Source organism: Flavobacterium acetivorans (assembly GCF_020911885.1).
Lineage (GTDB): Bacteria > Bacteroidota > Bacteroidia > Flavobacteriales > Flavobacteriaceae > Flavobacterium > Flavobacterium acetivorans.
Genome location: NZ_CP087132.1, coordinates 2,233,669 through 2,250,661, shown reverse-complemented (window position 1 = coordinate 2,250,661; position 16,993 = coordinate 2,233,669). Strand labels below are relative to the sequence as shown.

At 34.8% G+C, this 16,993-nt stretch carries 14 protein-coding genes and 3 tRNA genes; 8 read left to right on the top strand and 9 right to left on the bottom strand.

The window, feature by feature from the left end; genetic code table 11:
- Positions 1 to 29: 29 nt before the first annotated feature.
- A complete protein-coding gene (locus LNP19_RS09840) occupies positions 30 to 536 on the bottom strand; it encodes a phage tail protein (protein ID WP_230061757.1) in 507 nt (168 codons plus the stop codon).
- A 179-nt stretch (positions 537 to 715) separates the two neighbouring features.
- Here LNP19_RS09840 and LNP19_RS09835 point away from each other — a divergent pair, with 179 nt between their 5' ends.
- On the top strand, positions 716 to 1,210 hold the full coding sequence (locus LNP19_RS09835) for a hypothetical protein (protein ID WP_230061756.1): 495 nt from the start codon (positions 716 to 718) through the stop codon (positions 1,208 to 1,210).
- A 25-nt stretch (positions 1,211 to 1,235) separates the two neighbouring features.
- Here LNP19_RS09835 and LNP19_RS09830 read toward each other — a convergent pair whose 3' ends face one another.
- The 6 genes from LNP19_RS09830 to LNP19_RS09805 all read right to left on the bottom strand — a co-directional run bounded on the left by LNP19_RS09830 (position 1,236) and on the right by LNP19_RS09805 (position 4,205).
- A complete protein-coding gene (locus LNP19_RS09830; RefSeq protein WP_230061755.1) occupies positions 1,236 to 2,195 on the bottom strand; it encodes a sulfotransferase family protein in 960 nt (319 codons plus the stop codon).
- 10 nt (positions 2,196 to 2,205) lie between these two features.
- Positions 2,206 to 2,889 (bottom strand): aspartyl/asparaginyl beta-hydroxylase domain-containing protein, encoded by a 684-nt coding sequence (locus LNP19_RS09825; RefSeq protein WP_230061754.1) that lies wholly within the window; start codon positions 2,887 to 2,889, stop codon positions 2,206 to 2,208.
- Between the two features lie 122 nt (positions 2,890 to 3,011).
- The gene (gene cysC, locus LNP19_RS09820; protein WP_230061753.1) at positions 3,012 to 3,545 is read right to left on the bottom strand and encodes an adenylyl-sulfate kinase; all 534 of its coding nucleotides are present in this window, start codon (positions 3,543 to 3,545) and stop codon (positions 3,012 to 3,014) included.
- Between the two features lie 374 nt (positions 3,546 to 3,919).
- A tRNA-Arg gene (locus LNP19_RS09815) sits at positions 3,920 to 3,993 on the bottom strand.
- Positions 3,994 to 4,032: 39 nt separating this feature from the next.
- Positions 4,033 to 4,107: transfer RNA gene (locus LNP19_RS09810), tRNA-Pro, on the bottom strand.
- Positions 4,108 to 4,121: 14 nt separating this feature from the next.
- Positions 4,122 to 4,205 (bottom strand) — tRNA-Ser (locus tag LNP19_RS09805).
- A gap of 241 nt (positions 4,206 to 4,446) precedes the next feature.
- Here LNP19_RS09805 and LNP19_RS09800 point away from each other — a divergent pair.
- On the top strand, positions 4,447 to 5,625 hold the full coding sequence (locus LNP19_RS09800) for an acetyl-CoA C-acyltransferase (protein ID WP_230061752.1): 1,179 nt from the start codon (positions 4,447 to 4,449) through the stop codon (positions 5,623 to 5,625).
- Positions 5,626 to 5,709: 84 nt separating this feature from the next.
- On the top strand, positions 5,710 to 6,471 hold the full coding sequence (locus LNP19_RS09795) for a C40 family peptidase (protein ID WP_230061751.1): 762 nt from the start codon (positions 5,710 to 5,712) through the stop codon (positions 6,469 to 6,471).
- Positions 6,472 to 6,529: 58 nt separating this feature from the next.
- Here the strand turns inward: LNP19_RS09795 and LNP19_RS09790 are convergent, their stop codons facing one another.
- Entirely contained in the window at positions 6,530 to 7,798 is a 1,269-nt protein-coding gene (locus LNP19_RS09790) for a tetratricopeptide repeat protein (protein WP_230061750.1), read from the bottom strand.
- Positions 7,799 to 7,851: 53 nt separating this feature from the next.
- Entirely contained in the window at positions 7,852 to 10,473 is a 2,622-nt protein-coding gene (gyrA, locus tag LNP19_RS09785) for a DNA gyrase subunit A (protein WP_230061749.1), read from the bottom strand.
- A gap of 254 nt (positions 10,474 to 10,727) precedes the next feature.
- On the opposite strand from gyrA, the gene LNP19_RS09780 reads away from it, so the two are divergent.
- The 5 genes from LNP19_RS09780 to LNP19_RS09760 all read left to right on the top strand — a co-directional run bounded on the left by LNP19_RS09780 (position 10,728) and on the right by LNP19_RS09760 (position 16,856).
- Complete coding sequence (locus LNP19_RS09780; protein ID WP_230061748.1) at positions 10,728 to 13,277, top strand: ATP-dependent Clp protease ATP-binding subunit; 2,550 nt, start codon at positions 10,728 to 10,730, stop codon at positions 13,275 to 13,277.
- Between the two features lie 139 nt (positions 13,278 to 13,416).
- Positions 13,417 to 14,787, top strand: a complete 1,371-nt coding sequence (rimK, locus tag LNP19_RS09775) for a 30S ribosomal protein S6--L-glutamate ligase (RefSeq protein WP_230061747.1) — start codon at positions 13,417 to 13,419, stop codon at positions 14,785 to 14,787.
- A gap of 75 nt (positions 14,788 to 14,862) precedes the next feature.
- Positions 14,863 to 15,378, top strand: coding sequence for a DUF421 domain-containing protein (locus LNP19_RS09770; RefSeq protein WP_230061746.1), 516 nt, complete (start codon positions 14,863 to 14,865; stop codon positions 15,376 to 15,378).
- Between the two features lie 192 nt (positions 15,379 to 15,570).
- A complete protein-coding gene (locus tag LNP19_RS09765) occupies positions 15,571 to 16,461 on the top strand; it encodes a pirin family protein (RefSeq protein WP_230061745.1) in 891 nt (296 codons plus the stop codon).
- Entirely contained in the window at positions 16,458 to 16,856 is a 399-nt protein-coding gene (locus tag LNP19_RS09760; protein ID WP_230061744.1) for an OsmC family protein, read from the top strand. The genes LNP19_RS09765 and LNP19_RS09760 overlap by 4 nt, the downstream gene beginning before the upstream one ends.
- Positions 16,857 to 16,993: the final 137 nt, after the last annotated feature.

Sequence of the window (16,993 nt, the reverse complement as noted above, 5' to 3'; positions counted from 1 at the left end):
ATTTTAATGATCACCTTCAGTTTTACGTCTTAGTTTCTTGAAGGAAAAATACCTTCGAGGCAGATAATATAAGTAACACCCAAATATGGAACTCTATTTTCATGTGGTAGATTGCCTCCTGTTAGACCAATTGAGTTTGGAGATAATGCAACATTCGGAGTAGTACTTAAATAATCATTAACACCATCTCCATTTACATCAACCGGAGCTGCTATTACAGTTGCACTTGTTGGTTTATGTACAGTCGCATCACCATCATTCACATTTAATGCATGATTATGAGCCGGAATTTGATTAGTGATAAGTGTCACATTTTCAACTCCTCCAACTTGACCTAACATAATATTTGAAAGACCTGGTCCTTGTCCCCATCCAATTGCTTCTCTTCCTCTTAAATCTGGCAAAGCAAAAGTTGTCTGACCGTTTCCTCCATACGTAGTCCCTAATATAGAAAAAAGAGCTGTGTTTTGGGCTATTGAAAGGATTTGACCATTACAAAACGCCCATCCTCTTGGGGCGAAATTTCCTGCGAACATTTTTATTATTCCTATAAACTCTTCCATAATATTTTTTTTAGTTTTTATTGATTTTCTATTGCAAATCAACAACTTAATTTTTATTTTTACAAATAAAAAATACTTATTTTGTTAAAAAAAATACAAACCGATATTTTAAAAATAAAAACAAAAAAAAATAAAAACAAAAAAAAATAAACATGAAAAGAAGAACATTTATACAGCAATCAGCAGTTTTATCTACCGTTACACTATTGTCTTCACCTCTTGAATTAATTGCCAAAGAACCTTCAAATTGCGAATTAAATTTATCTTCTTTTATCTCTAGCGGTAAAAAAGCAATCGTTAATGGTTTTGCAATAGATGCCATTTCTAAAAAGCCTATAAATGCTAACATAGAAATTAAATCCGATTCAGGTCTTTTTACCAAAACCCGAACAGGAAATATTCAAAACGGACAATATTCTATAGTTGGAAATGTATTAAAGGAAGGAAACCATAAAATCAAAGTAAAAATTGAAGCTGACGGATACAAAACATTTATTGGCACAATTTACTTAACAAAATTAGGATGTCGCGTTGATAGTCAATTGTGGTCTTACAATCCAGATTTTAGACCTGAATTCATTCCTAAAAATGATATTACAGATACATTAATTAATTCAAAATTTAACTTCCATTTAGTAAAAGCATAACAACAGAAAATACTTTTTTTTCTAACTAGACATTTATTTGATTATTACTTAATTTTTCATACAAGATTTTAAGTTGGGTAAGATCTATTCCCAAAACTTCAGCGGAAAAGAAATCACCTTTGAAGGCCGCGTTTTGATTTTTAGAGTGCTTTTTTAAACGTTCAAACATTTCAATAACTTCATCATTTGAATAGTCAATGACAACAAAAGATATAAATCGCTCTATGACAGATTGCATTCCGTCATTATAATTGCATAATAAAACATTTTGATCTGTTGCATAAAAATCAAGAAATGCCTGGAAATATTTCTCTAAAACTAATGCACCATACTGTTTGTAGCTAATTTCTGTAATAATCAGAGAGGGAATACCAAAAACACTGTGCGGTATTAATCCGGGAACCATATGCATTCCAATCATTTTTTGATGAGATTTTAAGACCTCTGCTGGTTCTCTATAAAGCAACATAAAAGGTAATTCCGGAAAGATCAATCTAAATTGGGCAACATTAAATATATGCCACGCGTCCAACTTTATAATTAAATTTTTTTGTTCTGGAAATCGTTTTTGACCTAGAAGCCTTATAACTGCTTCAACAAGAACACACTTTTGTTTGAAATCAAAAACAGTAGCACGTAAAATTTGATCTATAAGCGGAGCTTCAGAAATCATTATATTTCCTGAAGAAGTAACTAAAGACTGACTCACCATGGTAGAGCCGCAGCGCGAAACATGAAATACTAACGCTTTTAATTCGATAGAAATCAATTGCTTAGACCAATCCAAAAGATTCTCTATAGTACTTACTACTCTAACTACTTTTGAATTATAGGGATGGCTTTTACATTTAGAAATAGTTTCTTCAAAAAACGGATCCGTATATTTTCTATCTCCTAGATAGATCCATTCAAAATATACATCATTATCTTTTTCAATTAACTTATAAGGAATCCAATGTAAAAGAGGATGATCTATGTTTTCCATTTTATTAAATCTATTTAGCTTGCAGACTTGCTATAATTTTGGCATTTATCTCAGATGGAGTTCTGGAGAGTTCAGCAATAATTTGTCGTTTAACTTCGTCTGAATACTGGTTTTTCTTTGAAGAATAATGAATATCAAAACCCATTTTTGTAAATAAGTCATCTGACCACGCGTTTCTGACACAATCCAGAGTGAGGTGAATTCTGGGTTTCAATCCCTTATTTTGCACACTATGAGGAAGCTGAAAATTGGCGTACCAGCACTCACCCATCCTCATAGGAACAAGTTCATGGTTAACATAAAAAAAAACTTCAGAATTTGTTACAATAGGTATGTGAATTCTAAAAAAACCATCCTCATAGGAAGTATCATTATCTACGTGCTCTTTTATTTCACTTTGTGGATCTAAACGAAGTAACCGTATAGCTTCTTTGTCACATTTAAACCAATTTATAATTTCGGTAAAATAAGGACAATGATCAAGTAAACTAGTATTATGGTATTCTTTATTTGCAAAAGATAAAATGTCATTTACCTCGCCAGAAGCTGATCTCAAAGAAATACTGGTCCAACTGCCTTCATAGCGTTGTGTATTGAAATGGGGAGTCCACAGATCATTTTCACATACAGCTAATTCACTTTGCAATTTATCTATCGAAAAGGAAATTGGGAGTTTAATAGAAAAAGGATTCATATTCTTTTAAAAGATTAAATTAGAAATCATTTCTTTTGCGCTGTAAATATATAAATTTTGTGAAGGCTTTGTCAACGAAGAAATTAATATTTTTTTCGTTTCATACATCTGCTTTTTAACAATTAAGAGCAATTGTATAAATTTTCAATGATAAAATTATACAGTTTATTAGTAGATAAAGACACGGTTTCTAAATCCGTTTTTAATACCAAGTCTGCTCTTAAAGGGATCTCAAAAACAGCACTAATTCCTGTGAAATTATTTATTTTATTACTATCATTATCTGGCAGTAATGCCTTTTTATACAATCCTTTAGGGTCTCTTTTGATCAAATTTTCTATCGAACACTCCAAAAATACAGTCCTGACAAATTTATGTGCTCTCAATTCATTTCTTAGATTTTCGTATGGATTAATTACCGACATCAAAACGATAGTATCTGCTTTAACAAAATCTCGTCCTACTTCAAAAAGACGTCTGATATTTTCACATCGATCTTCTTTTGAAAATCCTAAATCTTTACAAATAGTTGTTCGATAAACATCACCATCAATGACTTCAACTTTATAGCCTTCTGCTACTAACAACTGATGAACATTTTCAGCTAATGTTGTTTTACCCGAACCAGATAATCCTGTAAATTGTATTAGTACCATCCTACGAATAAATTTTTATGATCAAAAAAATATTTTTTCACCACATTAAGTAGCAATTAAAATATAATCTCGCAATTATTAAAAAGAGTTTTTACCATAAATTAGAAGGATTAAACAGATTTTTAAAGCTTGATTAATATAGCAAGACCAAAAAAAAACAAACGAGCGAAGATCCAAAAGAAAAATAGCATGTGAATTAGCCAAAACAAAACATAAACTTCAATGCTTTTCATAATTATTAATCTTAGTTTACTCAAACATAAGAAAAAATAATTATAGAATCAATTACTTTATTTGACTATAATGTTCGTCAAATGTTCGTTACAAGGCATAAAAAAAGCCCTTACAGATTTGTAAGGGCTTGATTTTCAATGTGAAGGCAGAAGGATTCGAACCTTCGACCGCCTGCTTAGAAGGCAGGTGCTCTATCCAGCTGAGCTATGCCTCCATTTTTCTTTTAAAACTTAAATGGAAAAAGTTTATTTAGTCGGGGTGGCAGGATTCGAACCTGCGGCCTCCTGCTCCCAAAGCAGGCGCGATAACCGAGCTACGCTACACCCCGAGTGTACAATTAAGCGGAGAGACAGGGACTCGAACCCTGGCGACGATTACTCGTCGACAGATTAGCAATCTGCTCCATTACCGCTCTGGCACCTCTCCAAGCTCAAAGAACGTGTCTTGTTTTGCGGTTGCAAATCTAACACTTCATTACGTTTCTCACAACTATTTAGAGTACTTTTTTCAATATTTTTTCATTTTTTTACAAAATCAATTCACAATCAAACACATAGGCCTCAATAAAAATTGCATTTATTTTTGAGAAAAATATAATACCCAAATCAAAATCAGATTTTATCTAAAAATGATTAAATTTGCTAGATAAACTAACATAATATAAATCATGAACAAAAGAGTTGTTATCGTTTCTGCCGTTAGGACACCCATAGGAAGTTTTATGGGAGGATTATCCACTGTTTCTGCCCCAAAACTAGGTGCAGCAGCTATTAAAGGTGCTATAGACAAAATAAAATTAGATCCGAATTTAGTTGACGAAGTATATATGGGTAATGTTGTTCAAGCAGGCTTAGGACAAGCTCCAGCTCGTCAGGCAGCTTTGTTTGCCGGTTTACCAAATTCTGTTAGTTGTACTACTGTAAATAAAGTTTGCGCCTCAGGGATGAAATCTGTGATGATGGGAGCACAAGCCATTCAATGCGGAGATGCTGAAATCGTCATTGCTGGAGGCATGGAAAACATGAGCTTGATACCACATTACATGCATTTGAGAAACGGAACTAAATTTGGACCTACCACAATGGTTGATGGCATGCAAAAAGACGGCCTCACGGACGCTTATGATAACAATGCAATGGGTGTATGCGCTGATTTGTGCGCCGCTGAGTACAACTTCACCAGAGAAGATCAAGATCAGTTCGCCATCCAATCCTATGAGCGTTCTGCAAAAGCATGGGAAAACGGAAAATTTGACAACGAAATTATCCCTGTAGCTGTACCACAACGAAAAGGAGATCCAATAATAATATCTAAGGACGAAGAATTTACCAACGTAAAATTGGATAAAATCCCAACATTAAATGCTGTTTTCACCAAGGACGGAACCGTAACCGCAGCCAATGCTTCAACAATCAATGACGGAGCTGCAGCAATGGTACTAATGAGCGAAGAAAAAGCACTATCATTAGGACTAAAACCTTTGGCTTACATACGAAGTTATGCAGATGCCGCACAGGAGCCAAAATGGTTTACCACAAGTCCCGCAAAAGCTCTTCCTAAAGCCTTAGACAAAGCCGGAATAAGTATTGGCGATGTAGACTACTTTGAGTTCAACGAAGCTTTTGCTGTGGTAGGATTAGCTAATTCTAAAATTTTAGGTTTAGACAATGATAAAGTCAACGTTAATGGAGGTGCTGTTTCATTAGGACACCCTCTTGGCTGTTCTGGAGCAAGAATCATTGTTACTTTATTAAACGTTTTGGAACAAAATAATGCAAAAACCGGAGCTGCAGCTATATGCAATGGTGGCGGTGGAGCTTCAGCAATTGTTATCGAAAGAATTTAAAAATAAACATTATGGTCTTTGGCTTTGTTCCTACTAATGGAAACAAAAACAAAGACCATTTTTTTTCAATATAAAAACATCTAAATGTTCGGAATTTGTAATCTGGCTATAATCCCGCTTCGGTTTGAACCTAGCGATAAAAGCGAAATTGTCTCCCAAGTCTTGTTTGGTGAACATTTTGAAATTTTGGAAAAGGCAAAACAATGGTCTCGTATTAAAACACAATATGACGCTTATGAAGGCTGGGTAGATTCTAAACAATACCAATTAATCTCTGAAGAGAACTACAATCAACTATCCGATGAAGAGATTGTATTGAACTTAGATTTAATAGAATACATCACCGCTCCTTCTAATTTATTATTGCCAATTCCATTAGGTTCCTCCTTATCTTTTTTAAAAAATAAGGAAATAAACACCGCTCAATTTCATTTTGAAGGCACAACAACCCAAGGCATTAAAGACAAAAAAGAACTAATAAAAACTGCTTTTTTATACCTTAACGCTCCTTATCTTTGGGGAGGAAAAACTCCTTTTGGGATAGACTGTTCCGGTTTCACACAAATGGTATATAAACTCAACGGTTATAAATTATTCAGAGACGCATCGCAACAAGCCGTTCAGGGCGAAGCTTTAAGTTTTATAGAAGAAAGTGAACCGGGTGATTTGGCCTTTTTTGATAATGAAGAAGGAAACATCACTCATGTAGGCATCATAATGGAAAACAATTACATCATTCATGCCAGCGGAAAAATAAGAATTGACAGATTAGATCATTTAGGGATTTACAACGCCGAAATCAATAAACACACACACAAACTTAGAGTCATTAAAAAAATAATATAAAAAAAGCCTGTTTGAAAATAATTTCAAACAGGCTTTTTTTATCAACATCAATTAGCTTTTACATTTTAGCTTTCAACGCTTTATATTCTGTAGTCATCTCCAAAGCACTATAAACATTCAAAAGAGTTTTAGCTACATCCTCGTTTTTAGGATCTAATTCGTATCCTTTTTTAAGGAATGGGATTACACTCTTAAACACATTTTCTCTCTTTAACTTCAACTCATCATAACGCTTCATATCTTTTGTAGAAGTACCTAATTTATTCATTTCATCAATAATAGGTCTTTCAGCTTCCAGTTTCAAAGCAGCTAAATTGATATAAGCATTGATATAATCTGGCTTAATCTCAATTGCACGTAAGTAATATTTTTCAGCCTCAGCCTTGTTATTTGCATTTCCGCTGATTACTCCTAAATTAAAAACTAAATCAGCATCATTAGGACTCTTCTCTAAAACCTCTCCAACTAACTTTTTGTAAGTTTCAAAATCTTTAGTTTCTAAATATAAATTAGCTTCTGTTAAAACTAATGAAGAGTCTTCAGGGTTTAATTTTCTAGCTTCAGAAACTGCTTTTTTAGCTTCTTCAATCTTTCCATTTTGGACCAAAATCAAAGCAATATTTTTGTATATTTCTCCTCTTTTTGAAGGAATTGCTTCAGTTGTTGGTTTTTCATGCGTCCCCAATTTCACCATTTTATCTCTTTCTTGCGCAGTAGCAAAAAGATCTTCCTGACCACTTACTTTATTAACTGCTAAATAATTTGTAGCCTTTCCTGAATAATTCAGTTTTTTCAAAACATCATACAATTCCAATGCTTTATCATACTCTTTAGAATTAACATAAGTAGATGCAGCATAATACAAATTGATGGTGTCTTTTTTGTCTAACAAATAAGCATCATGTAATTTTTTGGCGCTTTCAGAATGTTTTTCAACCTTAGAATCAGCAATAGCACCATTGATCAACTTATTTTTTATATCTGCTATAGAAGTTGCAGCCTGAGTAGAATATTTTACTTTACCAGACTCTTTTTCTACAGCAATCAGCTCCTGATAAGCCGCAGCAGCGGTACTTAAATTTTTATCAGTATCAATATTTTTATTAGCCAATTCCAAAAACGTATTTCCTTTTATAAAGAAAAACAACGCTTTCTCTGCCTCAGCAGCATTGGTAACTAAATATTCTGCACCTTGCAAAATTGTTGCGGCTTCTTGAGCCTCACCTTTTTTTAGCGCTTTTTCAGCAGCTTTAATTTGATCCTTTTGAGCAAAAGTAGCTACCGATATCAATAAAGCTGACGCTAGTATTACATATTTACTTTTCATAAAATTCAATTTTTGTATTTAATAATTATTCTTGTTTATTCAATATTAACAGATTATGCTTCGTCTTCAGAATCCTCTTCATCAACTTCTTCATCTAGCTCCTCCTCTTCATCATCTTCGTCTTCATCCTCTTCTGAAACTCCTTCATCTTCTAAAACTTCCAATACCGGTTTTACTCTTTCGATTGCTTCGGTTTCCACAACATTACCGTCTTCATCTACCACCACTTCAGCAACATCATCTTTCATCACTTTTGTAACAGCTGCAATGGAATCTTTACCTTTAATATTAATCAACTTAACCCCTTGGGTAGCACGTCCCATAACCCTTAAGTCTTCAACAGCCATTCTAATGGTTAATCCTGATTTATTAATAATCATTAAATCATCAGCATCCGTTACTGCATTAATAGAAATTAGTTTTCCTGTTTTTTCGGTAATATTTAATGTTTTTACTCCTTTTCCACCTCGGTTAGTAATTCTATACTCATCAAGACTAGAGCGTTTTCCGTAACCGTTTTCAGCCACAACTAAAATCTCACTGCTCATATCATTTACAGTAACCATACCAATTACTTCGTCAGTATCATCTTTAAGAGTAATTCCACGAACTCCTGATGCTGTTCTTCCCATCGGACGGGTTTTAGTTTCCTCAAAACGAACTAATTTACCAGATTTTACTGCTAAAATAATTTGGCTTTCACCATTCGTTAATTTCGCTTCTAATAACTCATCACCTTCCTTAATAGTGATAGCAGCAACACCATTTACTCTAGGTTTAGAATATTTCTCTAAAGATGTTTTCTTAACCTGACCTTTTTTAGTGACCATAACTAAGTTATGACTCTTAATATACTCCTGGTCTTTCAAGTCTTGAGTACAAATAAATGCTTTTACTTTATCGTCACTTTCTATATTAATCAAATTCTGGATTGCTCTACCTTTGGCTGTTTTACTTCCTTCCGGTATTTCATACACGCGCATCCAGAAACATTTTCCTTTTTGAGTAAAGAACATCATATATTGGTGATTGGTAGCCACAAACATGTGCTCTAAGAAATCTTGATCTCTTGTTCCGGCACTTTTTTGACCAACTCCACCTCTATTTTGGGTTTTATATTCAGACAAATTAGTACGTTTGATGTAACCTGCATGAGATATTGTAATTACCACATTCTCATCAGCAATTAAATCTTCAATACTCACATCTCCTCCTGAATATTCAATAATAGAACGACGCTCATCTCCGTATTTATCACGAATTTCAACCAGCTCTTCTTTGATTAAATTGGTTCTTAAAACAACATCGGCTAATAAAGCTTTCAAATGCTCAATTAACTTCATCAACTCTTCGTACTCTGCTCTTAATTTATCTTGCTCCAGACCTGTTAACTGACGCAAACGCATCTCAACAATAGCACGAGCTTGAATATCAGATAATTTAAATCTTTCGATTAATTTTTCACGAGCTTCTTCTGTATTCTTAGAACTTCTAATTAAAGCAATTACTTCGTCAATATTATCCGAAGCAATGATTAAACCTTCCAGAATATGCGCTCTCTCTTCGGCTTTTCGTAATTCGAATTGTGTTCTACGAACCACAACATCATGACGGTGCTCAATAAAATAATGAATCATATCTTTTAGATTCAACATTTGTGGGCGCCCTTTTACTAATGCAATATTATTAACACTAAATGAAGACTGTAGCTGTGTATACTTATAAAGGGTATTTAAAACAACATTTGGAGTTGCATCTCGTTTCAAAATATAAACGATACGCATCCCGTTTCTATCTGATTCATCACGAATATTAGCAATTCCCTCAATTTTCTTTTCATTAACCAAGTCAGCTGTACGCTTAATCATATCAGCTTTATTAACCTGATATGGAATTTCAGTAACAATGATTGATTCCCTTCCGTCTACTTCTTCAAAACCAACCTTGGCACGCATAACAATACGACCTCTTCCTGTTTTAAAAGCTTCACGTACGCCTTCATAACCATATATAACACCTCCAGTTGGAAAATCTGGTGCTTTAATATGATTCATCAATTCGTCTATTTCAATATCATTATTATCTAAATACGCTAAGGTACCATTGATCACTTCTGTTAAATTGTGTGGAGGCATATTAGTTGCCATACCTACAGCAATTCCAGTCGCTCCATTGACCAATAAAGTTGGAACTCTCGTTGGCATTACTTTTGGCTCATACAAAGTATCATCAAAGTTTAGTTGAAAATCAACTGTTTCTTTTTCGATATCTGCCATGATTTCTTCCGAAATCTTTTTCATTCTGGCCTCAGTATAACGCATGGCTGCCGGGCTATCACCATCAACAGAACCAAAGTTACCTTGACCATCAACTAATAAATAACGCATGCTCCATTCTTGAGCCATACGAACCATCGCGTCATAAACGGATGTATCTCCATGCGGGTGATACTTTCCTAAAACTTCTCCGACAATTCTGGCGGATTTTTTATGGGCTTTATTTGAAAAAACTCCTAAATCATACATTCCATAAAGAACTCTTCGATGTACTGGTTTCAAACCATCTCTAACATCTGGAAGCGCCCTTGATACAATTACTGACATTGAATAATCAATGTAAGCTGATTTCATTTCATCTTCTATGTTAATAGGAATTAACTTTTCTCCTTCAGACATAAGTTGTTATATTAAAAAATTATATTAGTTTCAAAACGTGCCAATATACGTCTTTTAGAAATTTTTAAAGGCATATTTACTCATTAATTTCAAGGATTTATTAACAAATTAACATTGTTTTTGTTTACTAAATTAAGGCCGTTTTCCTGTTATTCTATTGTTTTTTTTTGTCTCTTAGCTGACATGATTCAACAAAGGAATGATTTTTGTTTTTAATTTGTTAAATCACTAAATTTACATATACCAAATATATTATGGATGATAATTTTTCACCTAGAGTAAAAGACGTTATTACCTATAGCAAAGAAGAAGCTTTGCGATTGGGGCATGACTTTATAGGAACCGAGCATTTAATGCTAGGTATCCTCAGAGATGGTAATGGTAAGGCAATTCAAATATTAAACAACCTTTCAGTCGATTTAGATCATTTACGTAGAAAAGTAGAAATCTTAAGCCCTGCAAGCCCTAGCATAGATACTAATATCGAAAAGAAAAACCTGCACCTGACACGTCAGGCTGAGCGTGCTTTAAAAACCACTTTCTTAGAAGCAAAAGTTTTTCAAAGTTCCTCCATTAGCACGGCACATTTATTATTGTGCATTTTAAGAAATGAAAACGATCCAACAACCAAGCTGCTCAACAAATTAAAGATTGATTATGATGTAGCTAAAGAACAATACTTAAATATGACTCCAAACGAAGACGATTTTTTAGAGAACTTGCCTAAAGCGAGTGACTCTTATAATGACGATTTAGGACAAGATGACAGTCTGAAAGAAGGGAATTTTAATAATCCGGCTAACAAATCAAACAAAAAATCCAAAACACCTGTTTTAGATAATTTCGGAAGAGATTTGACCGAAATGGCCGAAGAAGGAAAACTAGACCCTGTTGTAGGACGCGAGAAAGAAATTGAGCGCGTTTGTCAAATTTTGAGCCGTCGTAAAAAGAACAACCCCCTTCTTATCGGAGAACCTGGAGTTGGAAAATCGGCCATTGCCGAAGGTTTAGCCTTACGCATCATACAAAAGAAAGTTTCCCGCATCTTATTCAATAAACGCGTGGTAACTTTAGATTTAGCCAGCCTTGTCGCCGGAACTAAATACCGCGGACAATTTGAAGAGCGCATGAAAGCAGTGATGAATGAATTGGAAAAAAATGACGATATCATTCTTTTTATTGACGAAATTCATACCATTGTTGGTGCTGGCGGAGCTACAGGTTCATTGGATGCTTCGAATATGTTCAAACCCGCTTTAGCAAGAGGCGAAATCCAATGCATCGGAGCAACAACCCTAGACGAATACAGACAATACATTGAAAAAGACGGCGCCTTAGAAAGACGTTTTCAAAAAATAATTGTCGAACCAACATCTGTTGAAGAAACGATTACCATTTTAAACAATGTAAAAAACAAATACGAAGACCATCACAATGTTACTTATTCGCCAGAAGCAATTGAAGCTTGCGTAAAGCTAACAGATCGCTATATGTCTGAACGATTCTTACCGGACAAAGCTATCGATGCTTTGGACGAAGCGGGTTCACGCGTTCACATCACCAATATTGAAGTTCCAAAAAAGATTCTTGATTTAGAGCGTCAATTAGAAGATATTAGAGAATTGAAGAATGTAGTCGTTAAAAAACAAAAATACGAAGAGGCAGCCAAACTTCGCGATGACGAGAAACGCATTGAAAAAGACCTCGCTATTGCCCAAGAACAATGGGAAGAAGATGCTAAAAACAACCGTATTGAGGTTACAGAAGATAATGTTGCCGATGTAGTTTCAATGATGACGGGAATTCCGGTCAATCGTATCGCACAAACCGAGAGCAATAAATTAGCTAAATTACCAGAGTTAATCGAAAGCAAGGTTATTGGTCAAAAAGAAGCGGTTTTAAAAATTGCCCGTGCCATCCAAAGAAATCGTGCCGGTTTAAAAGACCCAAACCGACCAATAGGTTCGTTTATTTTCCTTGGACAAACAGGAGTTGGAAAAACACAATTAGCCAAAGTACTAGCCAAAGAATTATTTGATTCTGAAGATGCATTGATTCGAATTGACATGAGCGAATACATGGAAAAATTTGCCATTTCACGTTTAGTTGGAGCACCTCCGGGATACGTAGGTTATGAAGAAGGCGGTCAATTGACTGAAAAAGTCCGCAGAAAACCTTATTGTGTAGTTTTATTAGATGAGATTGAAAAAGCACATCCAGATGTCTTCAATATGTTATTGCAAGTATTGGATGATGGCTATTTAACCGATAGTTTAGGTCGAAAAATTGACTTCAAAAACACTATAATCATCATGACTTCTAATGTTGGAGCCAGACAATTAAAAGATTTTGGACAAGGTGTCGGATTTGGTACTGCTGCAAGAACTGCAAATGCCGAGGACAACTCTAAAAGTATTATTGAAAGCGCTTTAAAGAAAACCTTTGCTCCAGAGTTTTTAAATCGAATTGATGATGTAATCGTATTCAATACATTAGAAAAACACGATATCGATTTGATCATCGAAATTGAATTGAAAAAATTATATGCCAGAATAGCCGATTTAGGATATCATTTAAGTCTTTCCGATAAAGCCAAAGCATTTATTGCTGAAAAAGGATTTGACAAGCAATTTGGAGCAAGACCGCTAAAAAGAGCCATTCAAAAATATGTAGAAGATGCACTTGCCGAAGAGATAATCACTTCTAAAATTGCTTCTGGCGATGAAATTTTTATGGATATCGAAGATGGCGTTCAAGAATTGACAGTAAAAATAAAAAAAGCAATTGAACCAACTAATCTATAGTTAATTCTATCTGCAACAAGCCAATCAGCCCGTTACGTTTTTATAACATAACGGGCTGATTCTTTATAGAAATTAAACATTTTTTTAAAAACAAATATTTACATTTGGTTTTTATAAAAAGTCTAAACAAAATTGATATATGTCTCAAAACAAAGTTATACTAGGCAGTGAAGAATGGTGTTCATTTCCTGAATTAGGAATTCCTACAATCAAAGCCCGTGTAGATTCAGGAGCTAAGACCTCTGCTTTACATGCCATAAACATAGCTCCGTTCATTAAAAACGACACTAATTGGGTGAAATTTGACATTAATCCTATCCAAAACAACTTAAAGACAGTAATCCATTGTGAGGCGCCGCTAATTGACAAAAGAATCGTAAAAAGTTCTAGTGGATTTAGAGAACAACGTTACGTTATTCAGACTTCCTTGAAGATTGGGGATTCAAATTGGCCTATAGAAATGACATTAACCAATAGAGACTCTATGGGTTTCAGAATGCTTTTGGGCAGAGAAGCCATGAGCGGAAGGGTTCTTGTTGATCCGGAACAAAAATACCTTTTAGGACAGCCCAGCTCAGACAACCTCAAAGAATTATATAAAAACTCCGAGAAAGCCAGTTCAGGTCTTCGCATTGGTGTTTTAGCAAGTAATCCTGAACTGTACAGCAACAAACGAATCATGGAAGCTGGCGAAATGCGTGGACACGAAATGCATTTTTTGAACATCAAGGAATGCTACATGAAACTAGATGCAAAAACACCTGAAATTCACTATCGAGGAGGAATAATTTTAAATCAATTTGATGCTATTATTCCAAGAATAAGACCTAGTATCACTTTTTATGGTTGTGCTTTAACAAGACAATTTGAAGCATTAAAAGTCTTCTGTTTAAATTCAGCATCAGCAATCACCCAATCACGTGATAAATTATTTTCATTACAGTTACTACTCAATAGCGGAATAGGAATACCAACAACCGGTTTTGCTAATTCTCCTTTAGATACCAACGATTTGATAAAAATGGTTGGAGGCCCACCTCTAATTGTAAAATTACTCGAAGGAACTCAGGGAAAAGGTGTTGTATTAGCCGAAACTAAAAAAGCTGCCGAAAGTGTAATCAACGCTTTCAAAAGCTTAAATGCCAACATATTAGTTCAAGAATTCATCAAAGAAGCAAACGGAAAAGACATTCGCTGTTTTGTAATAGACGGCAAAGTAGTAGCCTCCATTCAGCGTGAAGCCATGCCAGGAGAATTCAGAGCCAACATTCACCTTGGCGGAACAGCATCAGTAATAAAAGCAACCAGCGAAGAAAAGCGCATCGCCATAAAAGCAGCCAAAGCAATGGACTTAAAAGTGGCCGGTGTTGATATCATTCGTTCTTCTAAAGGTCCTTTATTACTGGAGGTAAATTCTTCCCCAGGTTTAGAAGGAATAGAAGGAGCTACAAACAAAGACATTGCCGGTGAAATGATTAGAGCCATCGAGAAAAATTTCAAACTAAAATAGTTTTAAACTGTTCAGTCTCAGCTGCAGTTCTCAGCCTGCTACGGATTTGAACACCGAGACTGAACACTTAAAAATATGAACCCCTATCTTGACATTATTATCCGAAGTACAAGCGTATACCTATTTATGCTGATTGCGTTGCGCTTATTTGGCAAAAAAGAATTATCACAGCTCAACACGGCCGATGTTATTCTGATTTTACTGATAAGCAACGCCGTTCAAAACGCCATGGTAGGAAACAACAGTAGTCTTTGGGGCGGTATAGCAGCTGCAACAGTTCTTTTTACAATCAATTTTGTTTTCAAAAAATTGATGTATAAATATCCTAAACTAAGTAATTTAATGCAAGACAAACCCGAAATCCTCATTCACAACGGAAATCTGGATTTTAAAACCTTAAGCAAACTAAATATCACATCCGAAGAATTAAAAGAAGCCATGCGGGAACATGGAGTCGAACATTTTACAGATGTAAAACTGGCCATGCTTGAAATTGACGGAAACATCAGTATTATTTCTGGAGAAAAAGACCTTCGCCAAACCCACTTTAAAAGAAGGCGCATCCATAAAAATTTAAGCGGAATCAATTAAAAAGAGCTTTCAATACGAAGCAAATCTAACTGACGAACAATAACTTTAGTTCTAACTACTAAAACTAGGAGAAAAGTCATGATTTGCACATGACATTTTATCAAAACTATCCAACCGAAAATCATCTTACTATTCAATAATCTAAATATAGAAGATTAATTTCTTAAATTTATAGTTCAAAAAACACCCAAAATGTCAAATATAAAAATGATAATAGAAGAACGTCCAAGTAATATTGGTAATTTTATGGTAGGACGATTGCTTCCCTTTCGAGAAAAAAGAATGGTAGGACCATTTGCATTCATTGACCACATGGGACCAACTTGTATGAGTAATTACGAAAATCTCGATGTTCCACCGCATCCTCACATTGGACTTTCCACTTTGACTTACTTGTTTGAAGGAAGTATTATGCACAAAGACAGTCTGGGAACCGAAATAGAAATCAAACCCGGACAAATCAACTGGATGACTGCAGGAAAAGGAATTGTCCATTCAGAGCGAACACCTGAGTATTTACGTGATTCCGATAAAATGTTACACGGTCTTCAAATTTGGGTAGCTATACCAAAGGAATTGGAAGAAATAGAACCTTCCTTTCTTCATGTTCCTGAGAATGAAATTCCTGAATGGCAACTGGGAAATGTTGCATTTAAGCTCATCGCTGGCGAGGTTCTAGGCAAAAAATCACCAGTTCCAGTTTACAGTCCGCTATATCTTTTAGAATTAAAAAGCAGCAATCGTCAAACGGTTACTATTGGAGAACATCTATTTGGCGAAAGCGGCTTATATATTTTAGAAGGCAGCATTGAAAGTGATGGTCATATATTTGAACCCAAACAACTTTTGGTTGCTAAAGACAGTAAACTTTGCAGTTTTGATATGGCAGAAAACACAACTATCTATATTTTTGGAGGAGAAGCTTTTCCCGAAGAAAGAATTATCTATTGGAATTTTGTAGCTTCAACCAAAGAACTTATTGAAAAAGCTAAAGACAAATGGCTGGCACAAACTTTTGATAAAGTTCCCGGCGAAAATGAATTTGTACCACTTCCTGAGCAAAATAAACACTATCGATTATGACTAAAATAGCAGCGCACATTGGTACGCAACTGTACAAAACAGAAATAAAATCTCCTAATCATATCCTAATCGCTGATGAACCCGAAAGTAATGGCGGAAATGATTTAGGGTTTGACTCTAAAGAGTTGCTCGCCTCTTCGCTAGCTGCCTGTACCAGCATTACCTTACGGATGTATGCCGACAGAAAAAAATGGAATTTAACTGAGGTAAAAGTCGAAGTCACACTCGATAGAGATCCATCAGAAAATAAAACCAAAATTGAGCGTTCAATTCAACTATTTGGAGACCTGGACGCGGATCAAAAAATAAGATTATTAGCCATTGCAAATAAATGTCCGATACACCTTATTTTAAGCAATCCAATCGAAATTAAGACCGAATTACATCAGGAATAATTACAAATACAGCAACTAAATTCCAGATTTCCAATATTGAATATAAATAAAATGATTTCACCATTATAGACTACTTTCACCAAACCAATCTCTAAATCATACAATCCTATTTTGGACAAAAACAAAAAACCATTAAC